The following is a 24,409-nucleotide window of genomic DNA, read 5'->3' on the forward strand; positions in this document are numbered from 1 at the left end:
GAGCTTTTACTTGACATCATGTAAATTTGCATGGCACGGTGCACGCATCAAGGCGTGATGCCCATCACGTCCGGGTTGGTTCTTCGCTGTACTCCGATGCGAGGCAGGCGCGAGACGACCCGCTTCCATGCCTAAGGAGCACTCGATGAGTGACACTCAGCTGCGGGGCTACGTCCCGACACTGATCGCCGGTTGTCTCGGCGTGTTCGTGGCCCAGGTGGCGTATTCGCTGCCGGCCTCCGTCCTCGGAACGATCCAGCAGGATCTCGGCATCTCCGGCGCCCAGCTCACCTGGGTGAGCGCCGCCTTCGCCGCCGCGATGGTGCTCTTCGAGCTCACCTTCGGCGTGTTCGGTGACATGTTCGGCCGCAAGCAGCTGCTGCTGGGCGGCCTCGCGGTGTTGATCGTCGGGGAGGTGGTGACCCTCCTCGGGGCCAGCAACGTCCACGCGCTCTGGGTCGGTCAGGCGATCGCCGGCATCGGCGCCGGCGCGCTCTACCCGATCTCCCTGACCATGATCGCGGCGCTTGCGCCCGACTCGGTGACGCGCGCGCGTTCCATCGCGCTGTGGGCCGGCTTCCTCTCCATCGGGGCCGCTGTCTCGCCCATCGCCGCCGGCTCGCTCGCGGAGAGTGGTCACTGGAAGTCGTCGTTCTGGATTCCGATCGGCTTGGCGGTCCTCGCGCTACTCGCCTCACTCGGGGCGAAGAACTCCTCGGCTCCGGAAGGACGCAAGCTGGATCTGCCCGGCCAGTTCGCGCTGATCATCGGCCTCCTCGCGCTGGTGTGGGCGCTCACCCAAGGCTCGGAGGACGGCTACGGGCGTGGTGAGATCGTCGCAGGCTTCGTGATCGCCGCGGTCTTCCTGGTCGCCTTCGTTGTGAACGAGATCAGGACGCCGTCGCCGCTGATCCATCTCGATCTGTTCGCCAACCGCGCCTTCGCGATCACCGGCATCGTGGCAGTGCTGGGGATGTTCGCCTACCTCGCGATCTGTTTCTCGATGACGATGTTCCTGGGCACCGTGATCCACATCGGCGCCGTCTACATCGGCATCCTCTTCCTCGTCATCCAGATCCCTGCTCTCCTGCTCGTCCCACTGGTCGCCAAGCTCATCCACTCGGTCAGCCCGCAGTGGGTGCTGACCGCCGGCTTCGCCTGCATCGCCGTCGCCGCGTTCTGGGCCTCGCGCTTCGACGCGCACTCCTTCCTCGATGCCCACGGGGCTCCGCACGATGCGGACTTCGTCGTGTTCATCGCGCCGATGGTCCTCAACGGCGTGGGCTTCGCGCTGACGGTGGGCTCCATCACCGCGGTGGCGATCAACGCCGTTCCGCTCCGGCTCGCCGGCATGGCCTCGGCAACGACCAACCTGCTGCGCGACTTCGGGTTCGCTCTCGGACCGGTGCTGGGAGGGGCGATCTACAACTCGATCGCCAACCGCAGGCTCCACAGCGGCCTCGACGCCGCTCTGGCCAAGGCCGCGCACCAGGGCTTCACCGTCCTCGGAAGGCCGCTGGACGCACACGTGCCGACGGGCGCCGTGATGGGAGCCCTGCACGGCATCGCCGAGGGCGGCGGCGCGGTGGCGGTCAACTCGGTGCCAGTGCTGAGCGACCCGAAGACCGGCAAGCCGTTCGTCGACATGCCGGCCGCCCTGCACGAGCTGGCCTTCAGCTCGCTGTCGCACGCCTTCAACGTCACGTTCCTGGTCGCCGCGATCTGCGCCCTGGTCTCGGCGGTCCTCGCGGCCGTGGGGCTGGCGGGTGCCAAGAGCGCCTCGGAGCAGGCCGTCGAGCTGGGCACCGACGTGATCCACCAGGTCGCTGGCGTGGCTGAGGATGTCCAGCCCGTCTGATGCTGTGGAGGAGCCGCGCACCGCCGATCGCGGTGCGCGGCCCCTTTGTTTTCATGGCGTTTACGTCCTTGACATGGTGTTAAGCAAACGGCTACCGTGACAAGCGCCACAGGGTGCGTTGCACCACCATCCGACCGTGAGGCCCCCATGACAGCCACCACCGTCAACACCGTGCTGGGCCCGGTGTCCGGCGCCGAGCTCGGCATCGTCGCCGTGCGCGAGACGCTGCTCTCCGTGCTTCCCGGCGCCCAGTACGGCTACGACATCGACATCGACCGGGCACGGGTCTTCCGCGCCATCGCCGAGAAGCTCAACGCCTTCCGAGCTGCCGGCGGCGGGACCGTCGTCGACGCGGGCGGCATGTTCGCCGGGCGCGACGTGCCGCTCTACGAGGCGGTCTCCCGGGCCACGGGGGTGCATATCGTCGCCTCCTCCGGCCAGATGGAGGAGGGAATGCTCGGCGGCTACTTCCTCACCCCCCAGACCAACCCGCCGACGCCCTGGCCGACCGCCAAGTTCGCCGCGCTCTACGCCGCCGAGGTCACCGAGGGCATGGTCGTGCCGCGCGTCGAGCGCCGGGGCGCGGCCGGGTTGATCTCGACCGCCACGACGCCCGACGGCATGACCGCGACCGATGAGAGTCAGCTGCGCGGGTGCGCACGGGCCGCGCTCGACACCGGTGTCGCTCTCGCCCTCCGCGCCGGCAACGACCCGATGGCCGAGCTCGCCGTCGCGGTCGAGGAGCAGCTGGCAGCCGACCGGGTCGCCGTCTCGAACGTGGGGGAGAGTGCCGCCGACATCGCCGCTGCCGGTGCGTTCGTGGTCTTCACCGACGTCCATGCTGCCGTCGCTTTCGCCTATGACGGCAACGCGACCAGGACCCTGCTGGCCACAGGAGGTGCCGCGCTCACGTTCGGCCACGAGGCCGCGCCCGCGTCGTATGCCGGCTTGATCGAAGCCGTGCCGGCCGAGCTCCGCCACCAGCTGCTCGTGGCTAACCCCGCTGCCCTGCTCGCCGCGAAGGAGGCATGAGCATATGACCGCCGCTCACATCGATCGTGTGAACACCGTCCTGGGTCCGATTGCGCCCGAAGAGCTCGGGTTCGTCGCCATCCACGAGCACATCGGCTACGGCATGCCCGGCTCCGAGCTCGACACCCAGTGGTGGAAGACGCCCGAGCAGCGCTACGAGGAGACCGTCCCCAAGCTGCGGACGTTCCACGAGAACACGCTCCCGTGGGGTGGCGCCACCTTCGTCGACGCGACCGGCATCTGCAACGGCCGTGACATCGACTACTACCAGTCGCTCTCGGCGAAGACGGGCGTCCACATCGTCGCCTCGACCGGCTTCGTGGGCGGCGACACCGCCCTCGCGTTCTTCGAGCGTGCCAGCGTCGACTACCTCTACCGCCAGTTCGTCCACGAGATCACCGTCGGCATCGGCCGCACCGGCGGCAAGGCGGGGATCATCAAGGTCGGCGTCAGCCGCGGCTTCAAGATGAAAGAGCTCGACCTGCGCATCTACCGGGCTGCTGCTCGCGCGGCCCTGGAGACCGGCGTGCCGATCTTCACCCACCTCGCCGTCGACGCCGAGCCGGCCGTCGAGATCTTCGCCGAGGAGGGTTTGCCGCTGCACCGCGTCCTTTTCGGTCATGCCGACGACGGCGTCAGTCAGGGCAAGGTGCGCGACCGGTGGATCGCGGAGCAGGGCGGCCGGATCGGCTTCGACACCTTCGGTTACGACCTCGAGCTGCCCGACCCGCCGTTTTGGGGTCGTCCGCGCCAGGAGCGCCTCGAGCACTTCCTTGGTTACCTGCGCGACGGGCTGACCGACAGCGTCCTCGCCTCGGCCGACGCCAACTGCAGTCCGCTCGGCTGGCCGGGAGTCAAGGGGCACACCATCAACTACCTGTTCGACACCCTCTTCCCTGCGCTGCGGGACAACGGGGTGGACGACGCCACGATCAACCGGATCTTCGTCGAGCTCCCGGCCGACTTCCTGACCCTCCAGCCACAGAACTGAGAGCCCCCACCATGGACATCACGAACCTGAACATCGCCGTCGTCGGTGCCGGCTACGCCGGCGCGGCAGCGGCGAAGGCGCTGAGCAACCTCGGTGCGAACGTCACCGTCTTCGAGCAGGCCACCGAGATCCGCGAGGTGGGCGCCGGCATCGGCCTGCGTCCTTCCTCGATGCACCAGTTCAACAAGCGCGGCAGCGCCGAGGCGATCATGTCGGTCAGCTCGCCGAGCGACGCTTTCGAGATCCTGACCGCCGATGCCCACCGCATCGCCCAGGAGGAGTGGCCGGAGAAGGCGGCCTACGGCGAGACGACTCGCTTCATCCATCGCGGCGACTTCATCGATGCGCTGGTCAGCGTGCTGCCTGCGGGCATGGTCAAGCTGGGTCACCGGCTGGAGAAGGTCGTCGACGAGGGCGCCGGCGCGACCCTGCACTTCGCCAATGGGGAGAGCGCCACCTTCGACCTCGTCGTCGGCGCCGACGGCATCAAGTCGATCGTGCGCGAGCAGCTCTTCAGCGACCAACGGCCGGTCTTCGCCGGCGAGCACGCCTACCGGGCGGTCATCGACGCGGCCGGCACCTTCGGCATGGTCGCCGACGGCAACCTGCGGATGTACATCGGCCGCGGCACCAAGATCTACCTGCTGCCCCTGCTGCACCGTGGGCAGGTCTCCTTCGACATCACGGCGCTCAACCCCGACAGCAGCTGGGCGCCGGTGGTCACCAAGGAAGAAATCCTCAAGACCGTCGAGGGCTTTGACGAGCGGCTCGTCGAGATGACCCGCAACCTCGACATGGACACGGTCAACGCCCGGGCGGTCTACGACATCGACCCGGTGCCGGTATGGCACTCGGGAGCTGTCGTGCTGATCGGCGACGCGGCCCACGCCATGTGCCACCACCAGGGCCAGGGCGCCAACTCCGCCATCCTGGACGCCGGCGCCCTCGCCGATGCCCTTGAGCGGGCGACATCGGTCGCGGAGGCGCTCGCCGGCTTCCAGGCCATCCGCAAGCCGGTCACCGATGAGTTGCAGCGCATCTCGCGCAACGGCTGGACCGACGAGGAGATCGACGACGTCTTCCCGGGCCAGAAGCCCGGCCAGGTCGGTGCGACGACGGCGACGACGGCAGGGGCCTGAGCGATGCCGCTGCATCCTGAGATCGCCAAGGTGCTGGCCTCCCTGCCGCACCCCGAAGGCCCCCTCGACCCGAAGGTGATGCGCGCCCAGGAGGAGGACCAGGTCGCGGCACCCCAGGAGCGTCTTGCGTTGCACGCGGTGGAGGACCTGACGGCGGCCACGCCGAACGGCGACGTACCGGTCCGTGTCTACACGCCTGCCGTGGCCGACTCCTACGGCGTGCTCGTGTACTTGCACGGCGGCGCGTTCTTCCTCGGCAGCCTCGAGACCCACGACCACGTCGCACGTGCGCTGGCCCGGGAGACGGGGCTGCGGGTCGTCGCCGTCGACTACCGGCTCGCTCCGGAGAACGTCTTCCCCGCTGGCCTCGACGACTGCTACGGCGTCGTCCGCTGGGTCGCGGAGCGGCCCGAGGCGCTCGCCTGGAACGGCGAGACCCTCGCGCTCGCCGGCGACTCCTCGGGGGGCACCTTCGTCGCCGTCGTCGCGGGGATGGCCAAGGACGACGGGTTCGACGTCATTACGCAGCAGGTGCTGTTCTACCCCTCGCTCGACCTGGACTTCGACATCGACCGGTATGCCTCGCTTCGCGAGAACGCCGTCGGCTACGGGCTGGAGACCGCCGGCCTCAAGCCGTTCAACGCGTTCTACATCAACAGCGGTGCCGATCCTGCCGATCCTCGGGTTTCGCCGATCAAGCGCGAGGATCTCACGGGCCTGCCCCCAGCCCTCATCATCACCGGTGAGTTCGACCCGCTCCGCGACGAGGGCGAACGCTACGGCGAACGGTTGCTGGCCGCTGGTGTGGAGGCGAAGGTCAGCCGCTACCAGGGCGCCGGCCACGGCTTCGTGCAGCACTTCTACTGGATCCCCGACTACTACCGGGCCTTCGCCGAGACCGCGGAGTTCCTCGCATGAGCGTGGCGATCCATCCCATCGCGGCGCCCTGGGGCCGCTTCGCGCTCTACAGCTTCCTGATCGACGGACCCGAGCTCGCGCTCGTCGACACCGGCGTCACCGCCTCCGCGGCGAACCTGCCCGCGGAGCTGGAGAGGCTGGGCAGGCGCATCCAGGACGTCCGCTGGATCCTGCTGACGCACGGTCACATCGACCACGTCGGCGGCGCGTACGCGCTGTGGGAGGCGACCGGGCGTCGAGCGCAGGTGGTCATCTCCGAGACCGACGCGCACTTCCTCGCCTCGCGCCGTGCCCACGTCGAGGAGGCCCTCGCCTTGCGAGGGTCGTACGTCGACACCGAAGCGCTCGAGGCCACCAAGTCGGCCGAGGTGCTCGAGGCCGTCTCCGGTGAGATGCAGCCCTCGCGCACCGTCCGCGACGGCGACCTCCTGGATCTCGGTGGTGTCCGCGTGCGCGTGGTCGCAACCCCGGGACACACCCCCGGCGCCGTCACCTACGTGGTCCAGGACGCCGCCGGTGCCAGCGAGCACGTCTTCGTTGGCGACGCGGCGCAGTGCTACGGCGCGGCCAGCGGGTTCCCCGGGTACGAGGACCCCGACGCCTACCGTGCGTCCCTGGTGCGGCTCGTTGCCCTGGAACCGCAGCATCTCTACCTCGGGCACCCCTACCGCCGTATGGACGGCACGCCGTACCACGTGGCGCTGGCCGCGGGCGATGCTCGTGCCGCGCTGGACGCCAGCCTCGAGCGCGAGGCCCAGGTGCGCGCCGGCGCCTCCCGCGCCGCACGCCGGACGAGCCGGTCGCCGTACTCGCCCTTCGAGGCGCACGCGGCCGAGCTCGGCTACACCGGCGATCCGACGCTCGAGCCCTCCCCGTTCTTCACCACGCTCAACGGCTACACCGCGACCGAGAAGGAGCCCTCCTGATGCGGGAGACCACCCAGCAAGCCATCGACGTGGGCGGCCGGAGGATCCTTGCCCTGAAGGACTTGGTCGTCCCGATGCGTGACGGCGTGGGCCTCGCTGGCGACGCCTACGCCGAGGACTTCACCACACCTCGCCCGGCGCTGGTCGCGCTGAGCCCCTATGGCAAGGAGCTGCAGGCGCTCGCGTTGACGATGCCGCCGCAGAAGCGCCCCTCGCCGATGTGGGACGGCTGCATCGAAGCCGGCGACATCGCCCGCGTCGTCGCCGAAGGCTACGTCCACGTCATCGGCGACCTGCGCGGATCGGGCTACTCCGAGGGCGAGCACATCGGCAACTACAACGCCGGCGGGGTGCCGCTGGGCCAGGACGCCTACGACTTCATCGAGTGGGTTGCGGCCCAGCCGTGGTGCGACGGCAACGTCGGCATGATCGGCATCTCCTACTTCGGCTCGATGCAGGTGCTGGCTGCCGCTGAGCGGCCCCCGTCGCTCAGGGCCATCTTCGTCTCCGGCGGTCACTACGACTTCTACGAGACCACGTACCACGGCGGCGTGATGTGGCTGATGCCGCGTGCCGCGCGCGAGGGCCGCGGCGGCGACTCCGGCTGGGCGTTCACCGACGGCGTGAAGTCCCGCATGCTCGAGAGCCATGCGCCCGAGGAGATCGAGAAGCTCGTCGCCGAGCGGCTGACGGACCCCGACATCCAGGCCTGGCCGAACCTCTTCCACACGCTGCACTACCCGAAGAACCACGAGGCCTGGTTCGACATCGTGATGAACGACGTCGACGGCGCGTGGTACGAGGAGCGCAACCCGGTCAATCTGGCCACCAACATCGACATCCCGGTGTGGTTGCAGATCGACCAGGGCCGCGGGTGGACGATGGACGGCACCATCGAGTGCTTCAACCGCATCCCGGCGGCCAACAAGAAGCTCACCATCGGCCCCTACCCGCCGATGCAGTCGCGCCCCTTCATCGAGGAGCACGACAAGATGTTCCGCTGGTACGACAAGTGGATCAAGGGCATCGACAACGGCGTCGACGAGGAGCCGGCCGTCTCCGTCTTCGTCGAGGGCACCCGGACCTACGTCGAAGGCGATGCCTTCCCGCCCAAGCCGGCCGAGTACCGCGAGCTCTACCTCCGCCCGCGCCGGAAGCTCTCCTTTGAACCCGAGACGATGGGCACGGAGTACGCCGCACCCGACGGCTTCTTCCAGGCGCCGCTCACGGTCACCGACCGGGTCGAGATCTTGTCGTGGTCGACCGAGGTGTTCGAGCGGCCGACGACCCTGATGGGCACCGGTGCGTTCCACCTGTTCGCCAGCATCGATCAGGACGACACCAACTGGATCATGCGGATGTGGGATGTGGCTCCCTCGGGGAAGCGACGGCTTGTGACGACCGCGTACCTGAAGGCGTCCATGCGGGAGTTGGACCTCGAGGAGTCGACACTCGGTTCACCGGTCCACCCTTTGACCCGCAAGGTGCCGGTGACCCCGGGCGCGATCGAAGAGTATGTGCTGCGGATCTACCCGATGGCCGCCACGATCCTGCCGGGTCACAAGGTGACCGTGGAGGTGAGCTGCGACGAGCCGCTGGTCGATGACCACAACTCGCTCCTCCCGCCTGATGCCTTCCACGTTCCAGTCGGTCGCCCGGTCACGCACACGATCTACCGCGACGCCCAGCACCCCTCGCGTCTGGTGCTGCCGTTCGCCACTGAGGTACGCGCCTGATACAGACTCGCCTCGTCAACGACGATCCGGGTGGACCGCCTCCTGCCGGGCGACTTGGTGCGCGTCAGTGCGTGGCGCTGCTGCGGTGCAGCCAGGCCAAGGCGCCCGCGACCAGGGCTCGGGTGCCGGTGTCGAGGGTGGGTTGGAGGACGGGCGCGAAGGTGGCGGAGTGGTTGACGGGGATGTCCTGGGAGATGCACCCCGCCTGCTCGGCGGTCCGGTACAGGTCGGGGTCGATGCCGCCGATGCCCCAATAGGTGTAGGGGGTGCCGAGTGCGCGCGGGATGTCGCTGAAGTCCTCGCTTGCGCTTTGCTGGGCGAGTTCGACGGCATGCTCGCCGAAGTGGGCGGCGAAGGCGGCCGCGACCCGGTCGGTGACAGTGGGGTCGTTGTCCGTGAGCGGGTAGCGGTCGAACAGCTCGAACTCGGGCTCCTGGGGTGAGCCGGACGCGATGCATTCGGCGCGGACGATCCGTTCGATCGCGGCCAGCACGGCGGTGCGGGTCTGCTCGTCGTAGGTGCGGACGTTGAGCTGGAGGACCGCTTGGTCGGGGATGACGTTGCTCTTGGTGCCGGCTTGGATGCTGCCGACGGTGAGGACGGCGGTGTCGCCTGGCGCTACTTCGCGGGCGACGATGGTCTGCAGTCGCATGACGATGCTCGCGGCCAGCACGACCGGGTCGACGGACGCCTGCGGCATCGAGCCGTGGGCGCCGCGGCCGTGGAGAGTGACCTTCATGCTGTCCGCGGCCGATAGGACCGGTCCGGTGCGGGTGCCGACGGTGCCCGCGGGGAGGGGCAGCACGTGCTGGGCCATCCCCACATCAACCTTGCCCACCAGGTCGGCCAGGCCGTCGTCGAGCATTCCCCGTGCGCCGTCCGCGGTCTCCTCGGCGGGTTGGAACAGCGCGACCAGTGTGCCTGACCAGGCCGCTGGGGCGCGGGCGAGGAGGGTGGTGGCTCCGAGTAGGCAGGTGACGTGCACGTCGTGGCCACACGCGTGCATCACCGGCGTGCCGTCTGACGTGGTCTGGTTGCTGGCGTAGGGAAGGCCGGTCTGTTCGCGCACGGGGAGTGCGTCCATGTCGGCACGCAGCAGGATCGTGGGGCCCTCGCCGTGGCGCAGGATCCCGACGACGCCGGTGCCACCGATGCCTTCGTGGACCTCGAGACCGGCCTCCCGCAAGCGTGCAGCGACGTTGCTCGCCGTGCGATTTTCCTGGTGGGGAAGCTCGGGATGGGCGTGCAGGTCGCGGTAGAACTCCTCCTGCCAGCCGCGGACGGATGCGAGGCCGTCTGGGCCGTCGAGGACGTTGGTGGCTGCTTCGTGGGCCATGACGCCATCATGCTCCCGGTCTGGCTGATCGGCCTCGGCTAGCGGGGTTTCGGGGCGTCTACGTCGAAGTGCACGCCGTACATGCGGATGAGGAAGCAGAGCACCGCACCGGCGACCGCGGAGGGGAGGTCGGCGACGCCGATGCGGTCACCCGCGACCGCGATCAGGGCGCCCGCCAGTGCTGGGATCGCGTACAGCCCGCTGGTCAGCACCGAGGGGATCTCGCGAATCAGCACGTCGCGCAGTGTTCCGCCTCCCACGGCGGTGATCGCTCCGAGGATGACCGCCTGGCCGAACCCGGAGCCGAGTTCGAGGCCCTTGAGGGCGCCGCTGACGGCGAACAGGCTGAGACCGGCCGCGTCCAGCACCAGGATGGGGATCGCGAGCCGGTCCAGCCTTCGGCCGGCCACGAAGGCCACCAGGCTGCCGCCGGCCGCGATGGCCAGGTAGCGCCAATCTTGGAACGTGGCCGGTGGCAGTGCTCCCAGCAGGGTGTCACGCACGATCCCGCCACCGAGTGCTGTGAACATGCCCAGTGTGATCACGCCGACGATGTCGAGGCGCGCGATCCGGGTCGCGGTCAGTGCGCCGTTGAGCGCGAACGCGAACGTGCCGGTCAGGTCCAGGACCAAGTAGGTCGGTGACGAGGTGTCCATGAACAACCTGTCTACCTCGCAGTGAGCCGTTCCCGCTGCCGCCGGCGGACGCGGACCGTGCACTACCGTGCCGGGTCTTGTGGAGGAGCCCGACCCGCGGGTGTGGCTAACTTCCTAGCGAGGTGCCGATGATCCAGCCCATGCCCAGCGCGGAGAGCAGCCCATTGCCCGACAGATAGCCGTCGGAGGTCGGGCCTGCGAGGCCGCAGGCGGTGCCACCGCCGGCGTACAGCCCCGCGATCGGTGCGGCATGCGAATCGAGCACGTGCCCGGCCGGATCGATGACCAGTCCGCCCTGGGTGGTGAGGAGGCCGTGGGTCACCCAGGCGAGGTGATACGGCGCCATCAGTTGCCGCCGGCCGGGCATCGGGGTCAGGGCCCGACCGGTGGCCTCGACGTCGAGGCTGAGCGCCGAGGCGAGCTCCTCGGGCGTCGCCAGGTCGCGGACTCCGCCGGACGCGAGAGTCTCGCGCATCATCTCCGACTCGCGGGTGGCTGCCATCGCGGTGTCGTCCCAGATCATCGCGGCCCGCTCGCCGGGCTGTTGCTGGAGGACTCCGGCCATGCCGGAATAGCCCTTGGACTCCTCGTCCACGAACCGCTCGCCGGCAGTGTTGACCAGCACAGCCCCGTTGAACGGCAGGGCCGGAGAGACCCGGGTGCCGCGGTCCACCACGACGAGTCCCGACCGCAGCCCGGCGCCCATGTTGCGCAGCTGCGCACCCAAGCCGGTCGCCCAGGCGAGGGCGTCGCCCGTGGAGGTGGCGACGCCGCCGTAGAACGGCTGGCCGAGATGTGCCAAGTGTTCTTCGGTCAGTGCGGAGTGGGCCGCGAAGCCGTCCGAGGCGAGCACCACGTGCGTGGCGCGGATCCGCTGGACGGCGCCGTTCTGGGCCACCTCGACTCCGACGACGCGGCAGCCGGCTGCGGAACGGTCGGGCTCGGACACCAGTCCGACCACGGGTGCCTCGTCCACGAACACCACGCCTGGGCGTTGGTCGAGCAGCCCATGCAGGTGCCGCATCAGCCGACCCCCGCCTTGACGGCCTACGTCGGTGTGGAGCCGGGGCACCGACATCCCGGCGCGCGGCATGTCGGTGCCGAGTTCGATCGGATACCCGGAGTCGGCGACCCACTCGACCAACGCCGGGGCCACCGCGCACAGCGCCTCCACGACCGGTCGCCACTCCTCGTCGCCGCTGGCCCGCAGGATGTCGTCGGCGTACCGCTGCGGCGAGTCGTCGATGCCCACCGCCCGTTGGAATCGGGTGCCTCCGGCACCCAGCGATCCCGATGAGATGGCGGCGTTGCAGCCCTCTCGCGTCGACTTCTCGAAGACCGCGATCACCAGGTCGTCGCGCTCGGCAGCCCGCAGCGCGGTCATGATGCCGCAGGCACCGCCGCCGACGATTGCGACGTCGACCTCACCGTCCCAGGGCAGCCCGGCGCTCATGCCAGCGCCGCCGAGACGCCGTAGAACGCGCGAGCCGCGTCGACGAGCGCGCGCGGCGGGGTTGCGCCGAAGAAGCCCGCGCGGTGTGGCCGCAGCCCGGAGCCGGCATATTGCGCCGCCCGCATCTCGGCGGTGCGGATACAGGTGCCGAGCGAGTCGAGGACCGGTACGTCATCGACTCGCGCGATGCCCCGGTCGGCCAGGAACACGTTGAGCGGCCCCTCCCCGGGCACGATGACGTTGGCCCCGGCGGCGATCGCGGTGCGCGCGGCCCGCTCGAAGGCCTCGATCAGCGGTACCGGGTCGGCGTAGGCAGCCATCACGTCGTGGAAGGCGGCCTCCACCTGCACGATGGGGCCGAGCAGCGCATCGAGTCGGTAACTCCGAGCGTTGTGGCGCAGCTGTGGCTCCAGGGCGGCGATGAAGTTGACGATGCCGACGCGGTCGCCGAGCGCGGCGGCGGCGAGCAGCGAGGTGTGCCCGACGGTGACGACCGGGATGTCGACCAGCGTCTTGATCTCCTCGTAGCCGGTGTCGGGGATCGTCGCGATGAAGTACGCGTCGTAGCCCTGGTCCTGCGCGCGCAGCGCCCCCTCGACGAACTGCTCGCGGTGCAGCCCGGAGAGGTAGGCGTACCCGATATGCGTGCCCGGGTAGTCGGAGGGATAGGTCCCGGGCCGCATCCCGTGAAGGTCGATCGTGGTGCCCGGCTGAGCTTGAGACTGCAGGTGGCGGGCGAGCGCATCACGGTAGTGCGGGACGTCGTCGAGGACGGTGAAGCTCTGGTGCCAGATCCTCATCGGGCCGCCGCCTTCGGGCCTTCGGCGCGGGCGGCGTTGGTGCCGCAGATCCGGCCGAAGGTCGCCCCGCGCAGCACCGACGTGGAGCCGGTGTAGTTGGAGTAGTAGAGGCCGGTGATCTCGCCGGCGGCGTACAGGCCCGTCATGGGGTTGCCGTCCCGGTCGACCACCTCGCCGTCGGCGGTGGTCTTCAGCCCGCCGAAGGTGAACACGTTCGCGGCCATGATCGGGTAGGCGACGAACGGCCCCTGCCCGAGCGGCAGCGACCAGTTCGACTTGGCCGGAGTCACGCCAGTGGTGGCCAGGCCGTCGGGCACCAGCGGGTCGTAGCCGTCGCGGGGCGGGCAGGCGGCGTTGTACGCCGCGACGGTCGCCTCGACCGCACCGACCGGGAGCCCCAGCTTCGCCGCGAGCTCGCCGACGGTGGCACCGGTGACCGGAGCGATGTCGGTGCGGACGCCGGCCATGATGTTGGGTACGGCGAGGCCCTGCTGGTCGAGGAACACCCACGCGATGCCCTCGGTCTGGGCCTGGATGGTGCGGGTGGTGCGCTCGTACCAGGCGTCGACGGTGCCGCGAGCCTCGTCGACGAAGCGCTCACCCTCCTTGTTCACCAGCAGGCCGTAGGGGAAGCAGAAGATCGCCGCCTCAGCCTCGCCGGAGCGCGGGTCGACCGGCTCGGCGTGGAAGAGCGAGAAGTTGCCGGCCGTGGCGGCCCCGAGGGCGAGCGCCATCTCCAGGCCCTCACCCTTGTTGTAGTTGCCTCCGCGGGCCACCGGGCGACATGTCATCGCCTTGTCGCCGTGGTAGCGGGCCATCAGCTCGCTGTTGCCCTGGTAGCCGCCGCTGGCCAGCACGGCCCGGCCGCGGAACTCGGCGGCTCCTGCCGGGGTGTGGGCGAAGACTCCGTCGATGCCGTGCTCGTTGAAGAGCAGCCGGCGGGCGGTGGTCTCGAACGAGAAGTCGACACCGAGGCCGCGGGCGGCCTTGCCCATCGTCTCCACGATCGCGAGGCCGCCACCGACGGGTGCCATCCGGGTGGTCGACTGCGTCAGGAACGGTGTCGGGACGAAGTCGAACCGGACGCCGTGGGAGGCCAGCCAGGCCAGGGCGTGCGGGGCGTTCTCGGACAGGGCGGCCACGTAGTCGGGGTTGACCGTGTGTGTGGCGCGGTAGAGCGCGCTCTGCTTCGCGAACGGGTGGACGGCGTCGGCGACGAGGTACGGGTCGGGGTGGCCCTGGAAGTCGTCGACGAGGACGTCCTCGAAGCCGTCGGCGACCTGGTCGAGCGACTTCATCCGCAAGAAGGCCTCGGTGTAACGGGTGTTGCCGCCGGTCTCCGCCTCGGTCGAGCGCTCGAGCAGCACCACCCGGGCGCCGGCCTCGGCAGCCGAGCAGGCTGCCGACAGTCCGGCGACACCGCCGCCGACGACGACGACGTCGTAGCTGTGGATCGTGGTCATGGGGGGTCCTCTCTCGGATCCGGTCAGAAGGTGAGCTCGGCGGCGGTGGTGACGGTGCCGAACAGCGGCAGCACCTTCTCCATCGCGAACGAGTGGAGCTCGGGGGCGAAGGAGGCGCACATGTCCTCGACGATGGTCACCTGCAGGCCGGAGTCGGAGGCGTGCCGTGCGGCGGACTCGACGACGAGGTTGGTCGCGACCCCGCCCAGGACCACCTCGGTGATGCCCTCGGCCGCGAGCATCTCGCGCAGCGCGGTGCCGATGAACGGGTTGACGCAACCCTTGTCGACGACCGGCTCGCCCTCGATCGGAGCCAGTGCCTTGACGATCTGGGCCTCCGGTGAGTCGGCGAGCATGACGCGGTTGTTCTCGTACGGGTCGAACCGGGCGAGCCGGTTGGTGCGCAGCTTGTAGGAGGGGTCGAACGCGAGTCGCACGTGCACGACCAGAGCCCTGGCCGCACGGGCCGCTTCCAGCACCCGCTCGGCGGTGGCAAGGACATCACGCTCGGCGATCTGGGCCTGCAGCGGCGGCGCCTTCAGATGCGGCCCCTCCTCGCACAGCGCGACCTGGTAGTCGAGCATCAGCAGGGCCTTGGTGGAGGTCATGGTCAGTCAGTCCTTCGTGGGTCCGGTCGCCGAGTCGGCGCATGTTGTGTCGGAATGAGCGCCGAGTCGGTGTATCTCTTGCGCGAAGTCGCGCCGACTCGGCGTGATGGGGGAGCGACGTTGCGCGCGAGTCGGCGCGTCACCAGGCGGACCAGCCGCCGTCGACGTACAGCACCTGGCCGGTGACGTACGAGGAGGCGGGGCTGGCGAGGAAGAGCAGCGGGCCGGTGAAGTCGGCGGCCGGATCGCCGAGGCGACCGAGCATGGTGCGTTGAGCGAACCACTCGAGGCGGTCCGGCTGGTCGGCGAGCGCCGCTGTCATCTTGGTCGGGTAGAAGACCCCCGGTGCCAGGCAGTTAACCGTGATTCCCTCGGGTCCGAGCTCGCTCGCCAGCGCCCGGGTGACGTTGACGACGCCAGCCTTGGAGGCGTAGTACGCCGACTCGGGCACGGGGCCGACGCGCTCGGCGTACACGGTGGTGAGGTTGACGATCCGCCCGCGAGATCCGTCCAGGCGCGGCTCGTTGCGGGTCATCGCGATGCCGGCCTGGCGCGCGACCAGCCAGCAGCCGGTCATGTTGACCCGGACCACCCGCTCGAACTCCGCCAGCGAGGTCTGGTCGTACTCGCGACGGAGCATGACGCCGGCGCAGTTGGCGACCACGTCGATGCGGCCGTGTATCTCGAGCACCTGCTCGAAGAGTGCGGCGACCGATGCCTCATCGGTGACGTCGACCTCGTGCGTGCTCACGACCTCGTCTGCGCCGCGGAGGGCGGCCGCGGTGGCCTCGACGTCGTCCTTGCGCGTGGCGAGGTCCGCGATCGCGACGGTGGCGCCGTGCCGGGACAGCGCCTCGGCGCCTTCGGCTCCCAGGCCGCCCGCGCCGGCGCCGATGACGAGCGCCACCTGGCCGGTCAGGTCGAACAACGGTGTCACCACTCGAGCTCACTCTCCTCTGCTGCTGCATGGGTGCCGACGAGGCGGCCGAAGATGCCGGCCTTGCCGATCGAGGTGCCGGTCATGTAGCCGGCACCGTGGAAGCCGCCGACCAGCTCGCCGGCGGCATAGAGACGGGGGATGGGCTCGCCGTCCCAGTCGAGGACGCGCAGCCGCGTGTCGACGGTCAGGCCGCAGTACGTCGCGAGCACGACGGTGCCGCTGGGATGGGCGTAGAACGGCGCCTGCTCCAGAGGGAAGGCCGTCCCGACGCCGCCGGAGAGATGCGCTCGGCCGAACTCGTCGGGCCGCTCGCCACGAGCCGCGGCGTTGTAGTCGCGGACAGTGCGCTGCAGCGAGCCCTCGGGCAGCGCGAGCCGCTCCTCGAGCCCGGCGATCGAGTCGGCCCGGACCAGCATTCCCGCACGCTCGCGTCCGGCGAACTCATAGATCGGCACCTCGTCGTTGCTGTGCGCCATCACCCGGCCGTCGAAGATCTGCCAGGTGGTGACACCGGGCTGGGCGAGGGCCACGTCGCCGAGGTCCTTGTAGTTGCGCGACTCGTCGACGAAGCGACGGCCCTCGCGGTTGACCGCGATCGCGCCTTTGTAGACGGCGAGGATGCCGGTGCCGTCCTCGTCGGGGTGCTCGGCGGCGTAGTGCCCGTACGTGCCCTTGATGTACGGGGTGTCGCGCAGCCCCGCCCCGATGGACATGGCCATCTTCAGGCCGTCCCCGGTGTTGCCGGCGCCACCCTGGCGCAGGGCGTGCTCCAGCTGCGGGGCGAAGGTCGTGAGCAGGTCGGCGTCCATGGAGAAGCCGCCGGTGGCGAGGACGACCGCGTCGGCCAGCACCTCGCGGGGGCCGTCAGGAGTGTCGACCTCGACACCGATCACACGGATGGCGCCGTTGCTGTCGGGGCCGGTGAGCAGCCGTCGGGCCGGGGTATCGAAGACGATCCGGGCGCCCAGCTCGCCGGCCGCGCGCAACAGGCTGACCAGCATCGCGGTGGTGTCGGTCGGATGGCTGCGCGCAACGGACTGCCCCGAAGCCGCGTGGATCTCGCCGTAGCGCACGCCGTGTGCCTTCAGCCACCGGTACGTCTCGAGCTGGTGCTCGCAGTAGAGGTCGACCAGTGCCTCGTCGTTGCGGTGCCGGCCGACCTCGAGGAGGTCCTTGCGGAGCAGCTCGACGTCGTCGGCGATGCCCTGCTCGCGCTGCTCGTCGGTGCCCGCGAAGGCGGACAGTCCGGCGGACTTCACCGTCGAGCCGCCGATCTGCGAGGTCTTCTCCAACAACAGGGCGTACTGCCCGGCCTCGGCGGCGGCCAGCAGGGCGGCACACCCCGCGAGTCCCGCGCCGAGGACCAGGACGCCGACCCGATCCGGCAGCTCGTCCTGGACCGGCAGGCCGGTGACCGGTGCACTCACAGCTCCTCCCAGGAGCGGTCGAGGCTCGTCTGCGCGGCGGTGAACGCGGGTAGGCCGAAGAGCTCCTGACGCTGTGACCAGGTCGCCATCCGATCGGCGCGCGAACCGGTCTCGCCGTGCTCGCGCAGGTGGGCCAGCGCCTCCCGCCCGGCGAGATGCATGGAGCGCATCAGGTAGTTGGCGAAGAGCACGACCCCGAAGCCGAGGTCGACGTACTCCTTCAGTTCCAGCTGCGGTGTCCTGCCTCCCTCGACCACGTTGACCACGAGCGGCACGCCGGCCAGCTCGCGTCCGACGAGCTCCAGTTCCTCGACGGTGCGTGGCGCTTCGACGAAGATCACGTCGGCGCCGGCCTCGACGTACGCCGTGGCTCGCGCGATGGCCTCGTCGATGCCATGCACGGATCGGGCGTCGGTGCGTGCGATGATCACCAGGTCTGCGTCGGTCCGGGCCTCGCAGGCCGCGGCGATCTTGGTCTGCATGTGGCCCGCGGGGATGAGCGCGTGGTCGTCGAAGTGACCGCATCGCTTGGGCATCTCCTGGTCCTCGAGCTGGATCGCTGCGGCGCCAGCGCGTTCGAGCAGGCGTACGGTCCGCATCGCCGCCAGCGGGCCGCCGTAACCGGTGTCGGCGTCGACGACCAGCGGCAGCCGGGTCGCCTCGTTGAGCCGACCAGCGTGGTCGACGACCTCGCCGAGCGAGACAAGACCGAGGTCCGGGATGCCGTAGCCGGCGTTGGCCAGGCCGGCGCCGGTGGCGTACGCGGCGGCGAAGCCGGCCTCCTCGACGAGTCGGGCACCCAGAGCGTCGGTGACGCCGGGGAGTACGAGCGGCGAGCCGGTCGTCGATGCGGACAGGGCTGTGCGGAGGTCGGCGCGACGCTCCTGCGCGGACGGCATCGGGCCGACGCCGGTGAGCGCGGAGAGGTCGCCGAGGGCGTTGGGGGAGGCGGAGGTGGACACGCCGATCCTCACTCTCTGTAGTGGTCGTTACAGAGACTGTGACACTCGGCTCACGTTTGACGCAAGGGGATCTCGTGATTGCGGTCACTAAATTGTGCCGCGAGGCCTTGCTAGAGCGATCACTACGGGGATAACGTCCCCGTAACGACCACTACAGAGACGTGGGTCACTTCGCATTGGCCGCGTCCGACCCTGATGGAGGGCTCACGGATGTCCGTCCTCGACGAGATCCGCCGGCTGGAACCCGAGTTCCGTGCCGAAGAGGACCTGTCGGCCGAGCAGCGTTCGCTGACCGACCGGACCTACAAGTACATGCTGGAGTCCGGGCTCATGCGCGGGCTGCAGCCGAAGCGCTGGGGCGGTGGCGAGCTCTCCCTGCGCGAGCACCTCGCGGCCGTCTACGAGCTCGGCCGCATCGCCCCCTCTGCGGGCTGGGTCGCCGGCGTCGTCGGGTCGCACCCGTGGCAGCTGGCGCTGTTCCCCGAGGAGGTGCAGCAGGAGATCTGGGGCACAGACCCGAACTGGAACGCCTCCTCCTCCTACGCCCCGACCGGGAAGATCGAGCCCGTCGAGGGCGGCTACCGGGTCAGCGGACGCTGGTCCTTCTCCTCCGGCTCCGATCACGCGCAGGGGGTGATCCTGGGCGGCTTCGCCGGCAAGGTCGAGGTCGCTCCCGGCGTCGAGGTGCCCAACTACGGCTCGGCGCTGCTCTACCGCGACCAGTACGTCATCGAGGACACCTGGCACGTTCAGGGCTCCCGGGGCACCGGCTCGAAGGATATCGTCGTCGACGACGCCTTCATCCCCGTGAGCCGGTTCCTCTCCAGCCCGCTCTACGAGTACAACCCCGAGCGCCCGGCGCCCGGTTTGGCGGTCAACACCGGCGCCCTCTACCAAGTGCCGTGGGCGGTGATGTTCAACCTCGTGCTGGTCGCGCCGATGCTCGGCCTGGGTCGGCGATACCTCGACGAGTGGCGCGCCGAGACTGAGGGCCGTAAGGCCAACTGGGGCGGTTCGCTCAAGGATGACCCGCTCATGCAGATGCACCTCGCCGAGGCCGAGTGGGTGCACGAGGCCGCCGTCCTGAAGATGTACGACGCCATCGACACGATCACCGCCGCCGCAGAGGCCGTCGTCTTCCTCGACCGCGGCGAGCGCGCCCGGATGCGGTGGAACATCACTCGCGGCTGCCAGCAGGTCGGCCTGGCGATCAACCAGCTGCACCGCGTCGCCTCGGGCCGCACGGTGTTCGTCGACCACCCGCTCCACCGGATCTACCAGGACGTGACCGCCGAGCTCGGCCACGCCTTCCTCGTCTCCGACGCCGTGGGTCAGTACTACGGCGCTCATCTCCTCAACTCCACCGCACCGGAGGTCATGCTGTGATCACCCAACTCGCCTACCTGGGCATCGCGTCCCCCAAATCCGAGGAGTGGCGCGACTACGCGACCCGCCTGCTCGGTGCTGTCATCGCCGAGGACGGTCCCGACGGCGCCGTTCGGGTCAAGGTCGACGACGCCGGCTACCGCATCGCCATCCACCCGGCCGAGCAGGACGAGCTCCGCTACGCCGGCTGGGCCTGCCACAACGAGGTGGAGCTGCGCTCCTACGTCGCCGAGCTGCGCGGCAAGGGCCTGGAGATCCACGACGGCACCGAGGAGGAGCTCAAGGAGCGCCGGGTCGCGGAGCTCTACTGGTTCACCGACCCGTTCGGCAACCGGCACGAGCTGATCTGGGGCCAGTACTCCGACCCGAACTCCTTCTTCCCCGCTCGCCCGATGCGCGGCCGCTTCGTCACCGGCGACCTCGGTCTGGGCCACATCGTGCTGATCGTGCCGAACCTCGAGCAGGCCGACGACTTCTTCGCCAAGACGCTCGGATTCCGGCTCTCGGACAAGGTCAAGAGCGACATCTTCAACCTGCGCTTCTACCACTGCAACGGCCGCCACCACTCGCTCGCGGTCGCGGAGATCCCGGGCATGACCGGCATCAACCACCTGATGCTCGAGGTGGAGAACTTCGACGATCTCGGCACGGCGGTGGATCTGTTCAGCGAGGACCCGGAGCGGGAGATCCTGCTCTCCCTGGGGCGGCACACCAACGACCTGATGACGTCGATCTACGTCCAGACCCCGAGCTCGCTGCAGATCGAGTACGGCCACGGCGGCATCAGCGTCGACGACCTCGCCTGGGTCGCCGGCTACCACGACGTGCCCTCGATCTGGGGGCACCACCGCTCGCAGGCGTACCTCGACGGCCCGCCGGGAATCTTCCGCATGCTGGAGCCGGCCGATGGTGCGGAGGCGGGCCGGTGACGAGCACCACGATCGAGACCGCCAGCCGGATCCGCGAGGACGACATCGCGATCAGCGACGGCCGTCACCTGCGCGTCCTGCAAACCGGGGAGTACGGGCAGCCGGCCCTGCTCTTCCTGCACGGCTCCGGCCCCGGCGTCACCGCCGGCAGCAACTGGCGCGGCGTCCTGGACGCCCTTGGTGAGGGCTTCCACTGCATCGCCCCCGACATCCTCGGCTTCGGCGACTCCTCCTACCCCGACCCGCAGCCGCAGGGCTTCAAGGCCCAGGCCGAGGTCCGCATCGACGCGCTCTTCGCGCTCCTCGACACACTCCGCATCGAGAAGGTCATCCTGGTCGGCAACTCGATGGGCGGGATGTACTCCCTGCGCATGACGCAGCTGCGCCCCGAACTCGTCGCCGGCCTGGCGCTGATGGGCTCCGGCGGCATGCCCGGCCTCGAGCCGACGCCGGGCCTGATCAAGCTGGTCACCTACTTCGACGATCCGAGCGTCGAGGCGATGGCCGATCTTCTCATCCAGTTCGTGCACGACAAGCAGGCCTTCGGCGACAAGGTTGAGGAGGTCGCAGCCGAGCGGATGCCGATCGTGCAGCGGCCCTGGATCGAGGCCGGTCACCGCGCGATGTTCGCCCCCGAGATGCTGTCCTTCACCGCCGAGGACCTGGCCCGGATGGACGTGCCGGCACTGGTCGTGCACGGTCGCCAGGACGCGATCGTCCCGATCGAGTCCAGCTACTACCTGGCGGAGCACCTGCCACACGCCGACCTGTTCGTCATCAACGAGTGCGGCCACTGGACGCAGATCGAGCAGGCGGACAAGTTCGCCGCGCTGCTGCGCACGTTCGCCGAGGGAGGCCTGTCATGAGCCTGGTCGACAAGGTCAGGGCCGCCGGCCCGACGCTGGCCGCCAGCGACGCGGTCAGCTCCGCCCAGGGCCGACTCTCGCACGTGGCCCTCGCCGCCCTCACCGACTCCGGCATCCTGCGTGCCCTGCAGCCCGCCCGCTGGGGCGGGGGCGAGGTCGCCCTCGACGAGTACGCCGAGGCGATCATCGAGGTCGGCCGCCACTCGGCGTCGGCCGGCTGGGTCAGCTCCGTGGCGGGCGTCCACCCGTGGCAGATCGCGCTCTTCCCCGAGCAGACCCAGGAGGAGATCTGGGGCACGGACCCCGACCGCCGGATCGCCTCCTCGTACACGCCCACCGGAAAGATCGAGAAGGTCGCCGGCGGCTACCGGGTCTCCGGGCGATGGTCCTTCTCCTCCGGCATCGGGATCTCCAGCGGCGTCATCCTCGGCGGGATCGCCGGCACGCGCGAGATCGACGGCGTCGAGCACCCCGACTTCACCGCCGTCATCCTCGACGAGGGCGACTACCGCGTCGAGCAGACCTGGAGCGTCGCCGGCCTGCGCGGCAGCGGGTCCAACGACGTAGTCGTCGACGACGTGTTCGTGCCCGAGCACCGCGGGCAGTCCCACCTCTTCTACACCCACGGCCTCGGCACACCGCTGCCCGGCCAGGAGAAGAACGACGGCCCCCTCTACCGCACCCCGTGGGCGGTCGTCTTCAACCTGATCATCGCGGCCGGCGCGGTCGGGGCGGTCACCGGGTTCGTCGACTCCTGGGTCGCCGAGACGCGCACGCGCCGTACGAACTACGGCGTGATGCTGCGCGAGGAGGGCCTGGTACAGAACCACCTGGCCGAGGCGCAGTGGCAGCTCGACGCGGCACGACTCAAGATCCTGCGGGCCGGGCGCGAGCTGATGGAGCACGCCGAGGCCGGGCGGATCCCGTCCCTGGAGGAGCGTGCCTGGTACCGCTGGGACGTCGCCAAGGCCGCCAACTCCGCCACCGACGCCGCTCATGCGCTGATGCGGGTGGCGTCCGGGCGCTCGGCGTTCCTCGACCACCCGCTGCAGGCCAAGTTCCAGGACGTGGTCGCCGCCAGCTCGCACGCGTTCCTCTACGACGACCCGCTCGCGCGGGCCTGGGGCGGTCGCCACCTCGGCGCCGAGAAACTCGTGGCGGTGCACCTGTGAGCCACATCCGGACCTCCGACGTCGCCGTCACCGTCGACGGCCTCGACCTCGATCTGCGCGTGTATGCCTCCGGCGACCCAGGCCTGGAGACCGTGTTGTTCCTGCACGGCTCCGGGCCGGGTGCCACCGGCCTGTCCAACTGGGAGCGGATCCTCGAGGACCTCGCCGGACGCTTCCATTGCATCGCCCCCGACATGGTCGGCTTCGGCGACTCCAGCCACCCGCTGGATCCGCCCCGCGGCATGGGCCCGTTCAATGAGCTGCGGGCGCGGGCCGTGCTGGCTCTGCTCGACGAGCTCGGCCTGGAGAAGGTGCACGTCGTGGGCAACTCGATGGGCGGCCAGCTCGCCCTGATCCTGGCGCTGGACCACCCCGAGCGGATCGACAAGGTGCTGCTGATGGGCAGCGGTGGCGCGCCCGACATGCCGGTGAGCCCGGGCCTGTCGCATCTGCGGGAGTTCTACGCCGACCCGTCGGCGGAGTCCCTGGAGGGGCTGCTCACCGAGTTCGTCCACGACCTCGAGCCGCTGCGCGGGACCATCGACCGGGTGGTCAAGGAGCGGATGGAGTACGTGACGCGCGAGGACGTGCGACGCTCGCACGAGGCCAGCTTCGACCCGCACGGCGCGCGCCGCTTCTTCACCCGCGAGGAGCTCGCCACGCTGCCCCACCACGTTCTGTGCGTGCACGGCCGCGACGACCGCATCATCCCGGTGGCCGCGTCGAGGTATTTCGCCGAATCAATCCCGGGGGCGAACCTGTACGTGCTCGGCGGCTGCGGCCACTGGACGCAGATCGAGCACCCGCAAACCTTCGAGGCGCTGCTCGACGGCCTCATCGACGGACGTCTCTAGGAGCCACCGTGCGCATCGCCAACCACGACGGGCGCGCCGTCCTCGTCCTCCACGGGACCGATCCCGACGGTGCCAAGGGCGCCGACATCGCCACTGCCTCCGAGGGGCGCTTCGGCCCGGACCCGCAGTCGCTCTACGGGGTCTGGGACGACTTCACCGCCTGGGCGACCTCGGCGCTGCCGACCCTGGCGGCCGACGCCGTCCTGGACCGGAGCTCCTCAGGCTCGCCGGCACCCCGCCCGCCGCAGGTCGTCGCGATCGGCCTCAACTACGCCGATCACGCGGCGGAGGCCGGCATGGAGGTCCCGACCGACCTGCCGCCGATCTTCACCAAGTACCAGTCCGCCATCACCGGCGGCTTCGGCGAGATCGACATCCACGGCGACACCGACTGGGAGGTCGAGGTCGTCGCGGTGATGTCCAGGACGGCCCACCGGATCTCCGAGGACGAGGCGTGGTCGTACGTCGCCGGCCTGGCGGTCGGGCAGGACCTGTCCGACCGGGCGCTGCAGTTCGCCGTGCAGCCGGCGCAGTTCTCCTTCGGCAAGTCGTGGCCCCGCTTCGCGCCGATCGGTCCGTGGCTCACCACGATCGACGAGCTGCGGGCCGACGGCTTGGACCCGGACGATCTCGCTCTCGGCTGTGCCATCGACGGTGAGTCCGTTCAGGACGGCCGTACCTCGAAGCTGATCTTCTCGATCCCCGCAACGATCGCGAAGCTCTCCGAGGTCATCACGCTCATGCCCGGCGACGTCATCTTCACCGGCACCCCGGACGGGGTCGGCCTGGGCATGTCACCGCAGCGCTTCCTCAGGTCCGGGGAGACCCTGCGGACCTGGGTCGAGGGTCTCGGCGCACTGGAGCACACCTTCCGCTGACCGACCCACTCCCACGCCGACCCGGCGCATCCATACCCCGGATGCGTCGGGTCGACACGTTGTTGCCCTGGGACACGGG

The 24,409-nt window shown here is 69.8% G+C and carries 22 protein-coding genes; 13 read left to right on the top strand and 9 right to left on the bottom strand.

What is annotated here, in order from left to right; genetic code table 11:
- Positions 1-145 precede the first annotated feature (145 nt).
- The 7 genes from H036_RS22310 (at position 146) to H036_RS0109350 (ending at position 8,600) form a co-directional block, all read left to right on the top strand.
- Positions 146-1,858 (top strand): MFS transporter, encoded by a 1,713-nt coding sequence (locus H036_RS22310; RefSeq protein ID WP_017934518.1) that lies wholly within the window; start codon positions 146-148, stop codon positions 1,856-1,858.
- A gap of 147 nt (positions 1,859-2,005) precedes the next feature.
- On the top strand, positions 2,006-2,890 hold the full coding sequence (locus H036_RS22315) for a hypothetical protein (protein WP_017934519.1): 885 nt from the start codon (positions 2,006-2,008) through the stop codon (positions 2,888-2,890).
- 4 nt (positions 2,891-2,894) lie between these two features.
- Positions 2,895-3,881: a phosphotriesterase gene (locus H036_RS0109330; protein WP_017934520.1), complete on the top strand. Its 987-nt coding sequence runs from the start codon at positions 2,895-2,897 to the stop codon at positions 3,879-3,881.
- Between the two features lie 11 nt (positions 3,882-3,892).
- A complete protein-coding gene (locus H036_RS22320; protein WP_017934521.1) occupies positions 3,893-5,020 on the top strand; it encodes an FAD-dependent monooxygenase in 1,128 nt (375 codons plus the stop codon).
- A 3-nt stretch (positions 5,021-5,023) separates the two neighbouring features.
- Positions 5,024-5,938 carry an alpha/beta hydrolase gene (locus H036_RS0109340; protein WP_017934522.1) on the top strand — a complete coding sequence of 305 codons (915 nt, stop codon included), beginning with the start codon at positions 5,024-5,026 and terminating at the stop codon, positions 5,936-5,938.
- Positions 5,935-6,864 carry an MBL fold metallo-hydrolase gene (locus tag H036_RS0109345; RefSeq protein ID WP_017934523.1) on the top strand — a complete coding sequence of 310 codons (930 nt, stop codon included), beginning with the start codon at positions 5,935-5,937 and terminating at the stop codon, positions 6,862-6,864. The genes H036_RS0109340 and H036_RS0109345 overlap by 4 nt, the downstream gene beginning before the upstream one ends.
- Positions 6,864-8,600 (top strand): CocE/NonD family hydrolase, encoded by a 1,737-nt coding sequence (locus H036_RS0109350; RefSeq protein WP_017934524.1) that lies wholly within the window; start codon positions 6,864-6,866, stop codon positions 8,598-8,600. Before H036_RS0109345 ends, H036_RS0109350 begins: the two co-directional genes overlap by 1 nt.
- A 64-nt stretch (positions 8,601-8,664) precedes the next feature.
- Here H036_RS0109350 and H036_RS0109355 read toward each other — a convergent pair whose 3' ends face one another.
- The 9 genes from H036_RS0109355 to H036_RS0109395 all read right to left on the bottom strand — a co-directional run bounded on the left by H036_RS0109355 (position 8,665) and on the right by H036_RS0109395 (position 18,245).
- Entirely contained in the window at positions 8,665-9,936 is a 1,272-nt protein-coding gene (locus H036_RS0109355; RefSeq protein WP_017934525.1) for an amidohydrolase, read from the bottom strand.
- A 38-nt stretch (positions 9,937-9,974) separates the two neighbouring features.
- Positions 9,975-10,592: a trimeric intracellular cation channel family protein gene (locus H036_RS0109360; protein ID WP_017934526.1), complete on the bottom strand. Its 618-nt coding sequence runs from the start codon at positions 10,590-10,592 to the stop codon at positions 9,975-9,977.
- 106 nt (positions 10,593-10,698) lie between these two features.
- Positions 10,699-12,045 carry an FAD-dependent oxidoreductase gene (locus tag H036_RS0109365; RefSeq protein WP_017934527.1) on the bottom strand — a complete coding sequence of 449 codons (1,347 nt, stop codon included), beginning with the start codon at positions 12,043-12,045 and terminating at the stop codon, positions 10,699-10,701.
- Complete coding sequence (locus H036_RS0109370) at positions 12,042-12,845, bottom strand: aspartate/glutamate racemase family protein (RefSeq protein WP_017934528.1); 804 nt, start codon at positions 12,843-12,845, stop codon at positions 12,042-12,044. The genes H036_RS0109365 and H036_RS0109370 overlap by 4 nt, the downstream gene beginning before the upstream one ends.
- Positions 12,842-14,308 (bottom strand): FAD-dependent oxidoreductase, encoded by a 1,467-nt coding sequence (locus tag H036_RS0109375; protein ID WP_017934529.1) that lies wholly within the window; start codon positions 14,306-14,308, stop codon positions 12,842-12,844. The genes H036_RS0109370 and H036_RS0109375 overlap by 4 nt, the downstream gene beginning before the upstream one ends.
- Before the next feature lie 23 nt (positions 14,309-14,331).
- The gene (locus H036_RS0109380) at positions 14,332-14,916 is read right to left on the bottom strand and encodes a cysteine hydrolase family protein (RefSeq protein WP_017934530.1); all 585 of its coding nucleotides are present in this window, start codon (positions 14,914-14,916) and stop codon (positions 14,332-14,334) included.
- Positions 14,917-15,055: 139 nt separating this feature from the next.
- Positions 15,056-15,856 (bottom strand): SDR family NAD(P)-dependent oxidoreductase, encoded by an 801-nt coding sequence (locus H036_RS0109385; protein WP_017934531.1) that lies wholly within the window; start codon positions 15,854-15,856, stop codon positions 15,056-15,058.
- Positions 15,850-17,283, bottom strand: a complete 1,434-nt coding sequence (locus H036_RS0109390; protein ID WP_017934532.1) for an FAD-dependent oxidoreductase — start codon at positions 17,281-17,283, stop codon at positions 15,850-15,852. The genes H036_RS0109385 and H036_RS0109390 overlap by 7 nt, the downstream gene beginning before the upstream one ends.
- A complete protein-coding gene (locus tag H036_RS0109395; RefSeq protein ID WP_017934533.1) occupies positions 17,280-18,245 on the bottom strand; it encodes an isocitrate lyase/PEP mutase family protein in 966 nt (321 codons plus the stop codon). The genes H036_RS0109390 and H036_RS0109395 overlap by 4 nt, the downstream gene beginning before the upstream one ends.
- Positions 18,246-18,455: 210 nt before the next feature.
- On the opposite strand from H036_RS0109395, the gene H036_RS0109400 reads away from it, so the two are divergent.
- Genes H036_RS0109400 through H036_RS0109425 form a run of 6 tightly spaced genes read left to right on the top strand, consistent with a single transcriptional unit; the run spans position 18,456 to position 24,330 of the window.
- The gene (locus tag H036_RS0109400) at positions 18,456-19,631 is read left to right on the top strand and encodes an acyl-CoA dehydrogenase family protein (protein WP_017934534.1); all 1,176 of its coding nucleotides are present in this window, start codon (positions 18,456-18,458) and stop codon (positions 19,629-19,631) included.
- Positions 19,628-20,560: a VOC family protein gene (locus H036_RS0109405; protein ID WP_017934535.1), complete on the top strand. Its 933-nt coding sequence runs from the start codon at positions 19,628-19,630 to the stop codon at positions 20,558-20,560. Before H036_RS0109400 ends, H036_RS0109405 begins: the two co-directional genes overlap by 4 nt.
- A complete protein-coding gene (locus tag H036_RS0109410) occupies positions 20,557-21,426 on the top strand; it encodes an alpha/beta fold hydrolase (RefSeq protein WP_017934536.1) in 870 nt (289 codons plus the stop codon). The genes H036_RS0109405 and H036_RS0109410 overlap by 4 nt, the downstream gene beginning before the upstream one ends.
- Positions 21,423-22,598 (top strand): hypothetical protein, encoded by a 1,176-nt coding sequence (locus H036_RS0109415; protein ID WP_017934537.1) that lies wholly within the window; start codon positions 21,423-21,425, stop codon positions 22,596-22,598. The genes H036_RS0109410 and H036_RS0109415 overlap by 4 nt, the downstream gene beginning before the upstream one ends.
- Entirely contained in the window at positions 22,595-23,452 is an 858-nt protein-coding gene (locus H036_RS0109420; RefSeq protein ID WP_017934538.1) for an alpha/beta fold hydrolase, read from the top strand. The genes H036_RS0109415 and H036_RS0109420 overlap by 4 nt, the downstream gene beginning before the upstream one ends.
- 8 nt (positions 23,453-23,460) lie before the next feature.
- The gene (locus H036_RS0109425; protein ID WP_017934539.1) at positions 23,461-24,330 is read left to right on the top strand and encodes a fumarylacetoacetate hydrolase family protein; all 870 of its coding nucleotides are present in this window, start codon (positions 23,461-23,463) and stop codon (positions 24,328-24,330) included.
- Positions 24,331-24,409: the final 79 nt, after the last annotated feature.

The organism is Nocardioides sp. Iso805N (assembly GCF_000364605.1).
Lineage (GTDB): Bacteria > Actinomycetota > Actinomycetes > Propionibacteriales > Nocardioidaceae > Nocardioides.

Bases quoted from the DNA above. Each gene is read 5' to 3' on its own strand.
- H036_RS22310 (WP_017934518.1), top strand. From the start codon at position 146: ATGAGTGACACTCAGCTGCGGGGCTACGTCCCGACACTGATCGCCGGT.
- H036_RS22315 (WP_017934519.1), top strand. From the start codon at position 2,006: ATGACAGCCACCACCGTCAACACCGTGCTGGGCCCGGTGTCCGGCGCC.
- H036_RS0109330 (WP_017934520.1), top strand. From the start codon at position 2,895: ATGACCGCCGCTCACATCGATCGTGTGAACACCGTCCTGGGTCCGATT.
- H036_RS22320 (WP_017934521.1), top strand. From the start codon at position 3,893: ATGGACATCACGAACCTGAACATCGCCGTCGTCGGTGCCGGCTACGCC.
- H036_RS0109340 (WP_017934522.1), top strand. From the start codon at position 5,024: ATGCCGCTGCATCCTGAGATCGCCAAGGTGCTGGCCTCCCTGCCGCAC.
- H036_RS0109345 (WP_017934523.1), top strand. From the start codon at position 5,935: ATGAGCGTGGCGATCCATCCCATCGCGGCGCCCTGGGGCCGCTTCGCG.
- H036_RS0109350 (WP_017934524.1), top strand. From the start codon at position 6,864: ATGCGGGAGACCACCCAGCAAGCCATCGACGTGGGCGGCCGGAGGATC.
- H036_RS0109355 (WP_017934525.1), bottom strand. From the start codon at position 9,936: ATGGCCCACGAAGCAGCCACCAACGTCCTCGACGGCCCAGACGGCCTC.
- H036_RS0109360 (WP_017934526.1), bottom strand. From the start codon at position 10,592: ATGGACACCTCGTCACCGACCTACTTGGTCCTGGACCTGACCGGCACG.
- H036_RS0109365 (WP_017934527.1), bottom strand. From the start codon at position 12,045: ATGAGCGCCGGGCTGCCCTGGGACGGTGAGGTCGACGTCGCAATCGTC.
- H036_RS0109370 (WP_017934528.1), bottom strand. From the start codon at position 12,845: ATGAGGATCTGGCACCAGAGCTTCACCGTCCTCGACGACGTCCCGCAC.
- H036_RS0109375 (WP_017934529.1), bottom strand. From the start codon at position 14,308: ATGACCACGATCCACAGCTACGACGTCGTCGTCGTCGGCGGCGGTGTC.
- H036_RS0109380 (WP_017934530.1), bottom strand. From the start codon at position 14,916: ATGACCTCCACCAAGGCCCTGCTGATGCTCGACTACCAGGTCGCGCTG.
- H036_RS0109400 (WP_017934534.1), top strand. From the start codon at position 18,456: ATGTCCGTCCTCGACGAGATCCGCCGGCTGGAACCCGAGTTCCGTGCC.
- H036_RS0109415 (WP_017934537.1), top strand. From the start codon at position 21,423: ATGAGCCTGGTCGACAAGGTCAGGGCCGCCGGCCCGACGCTGGCCGCC.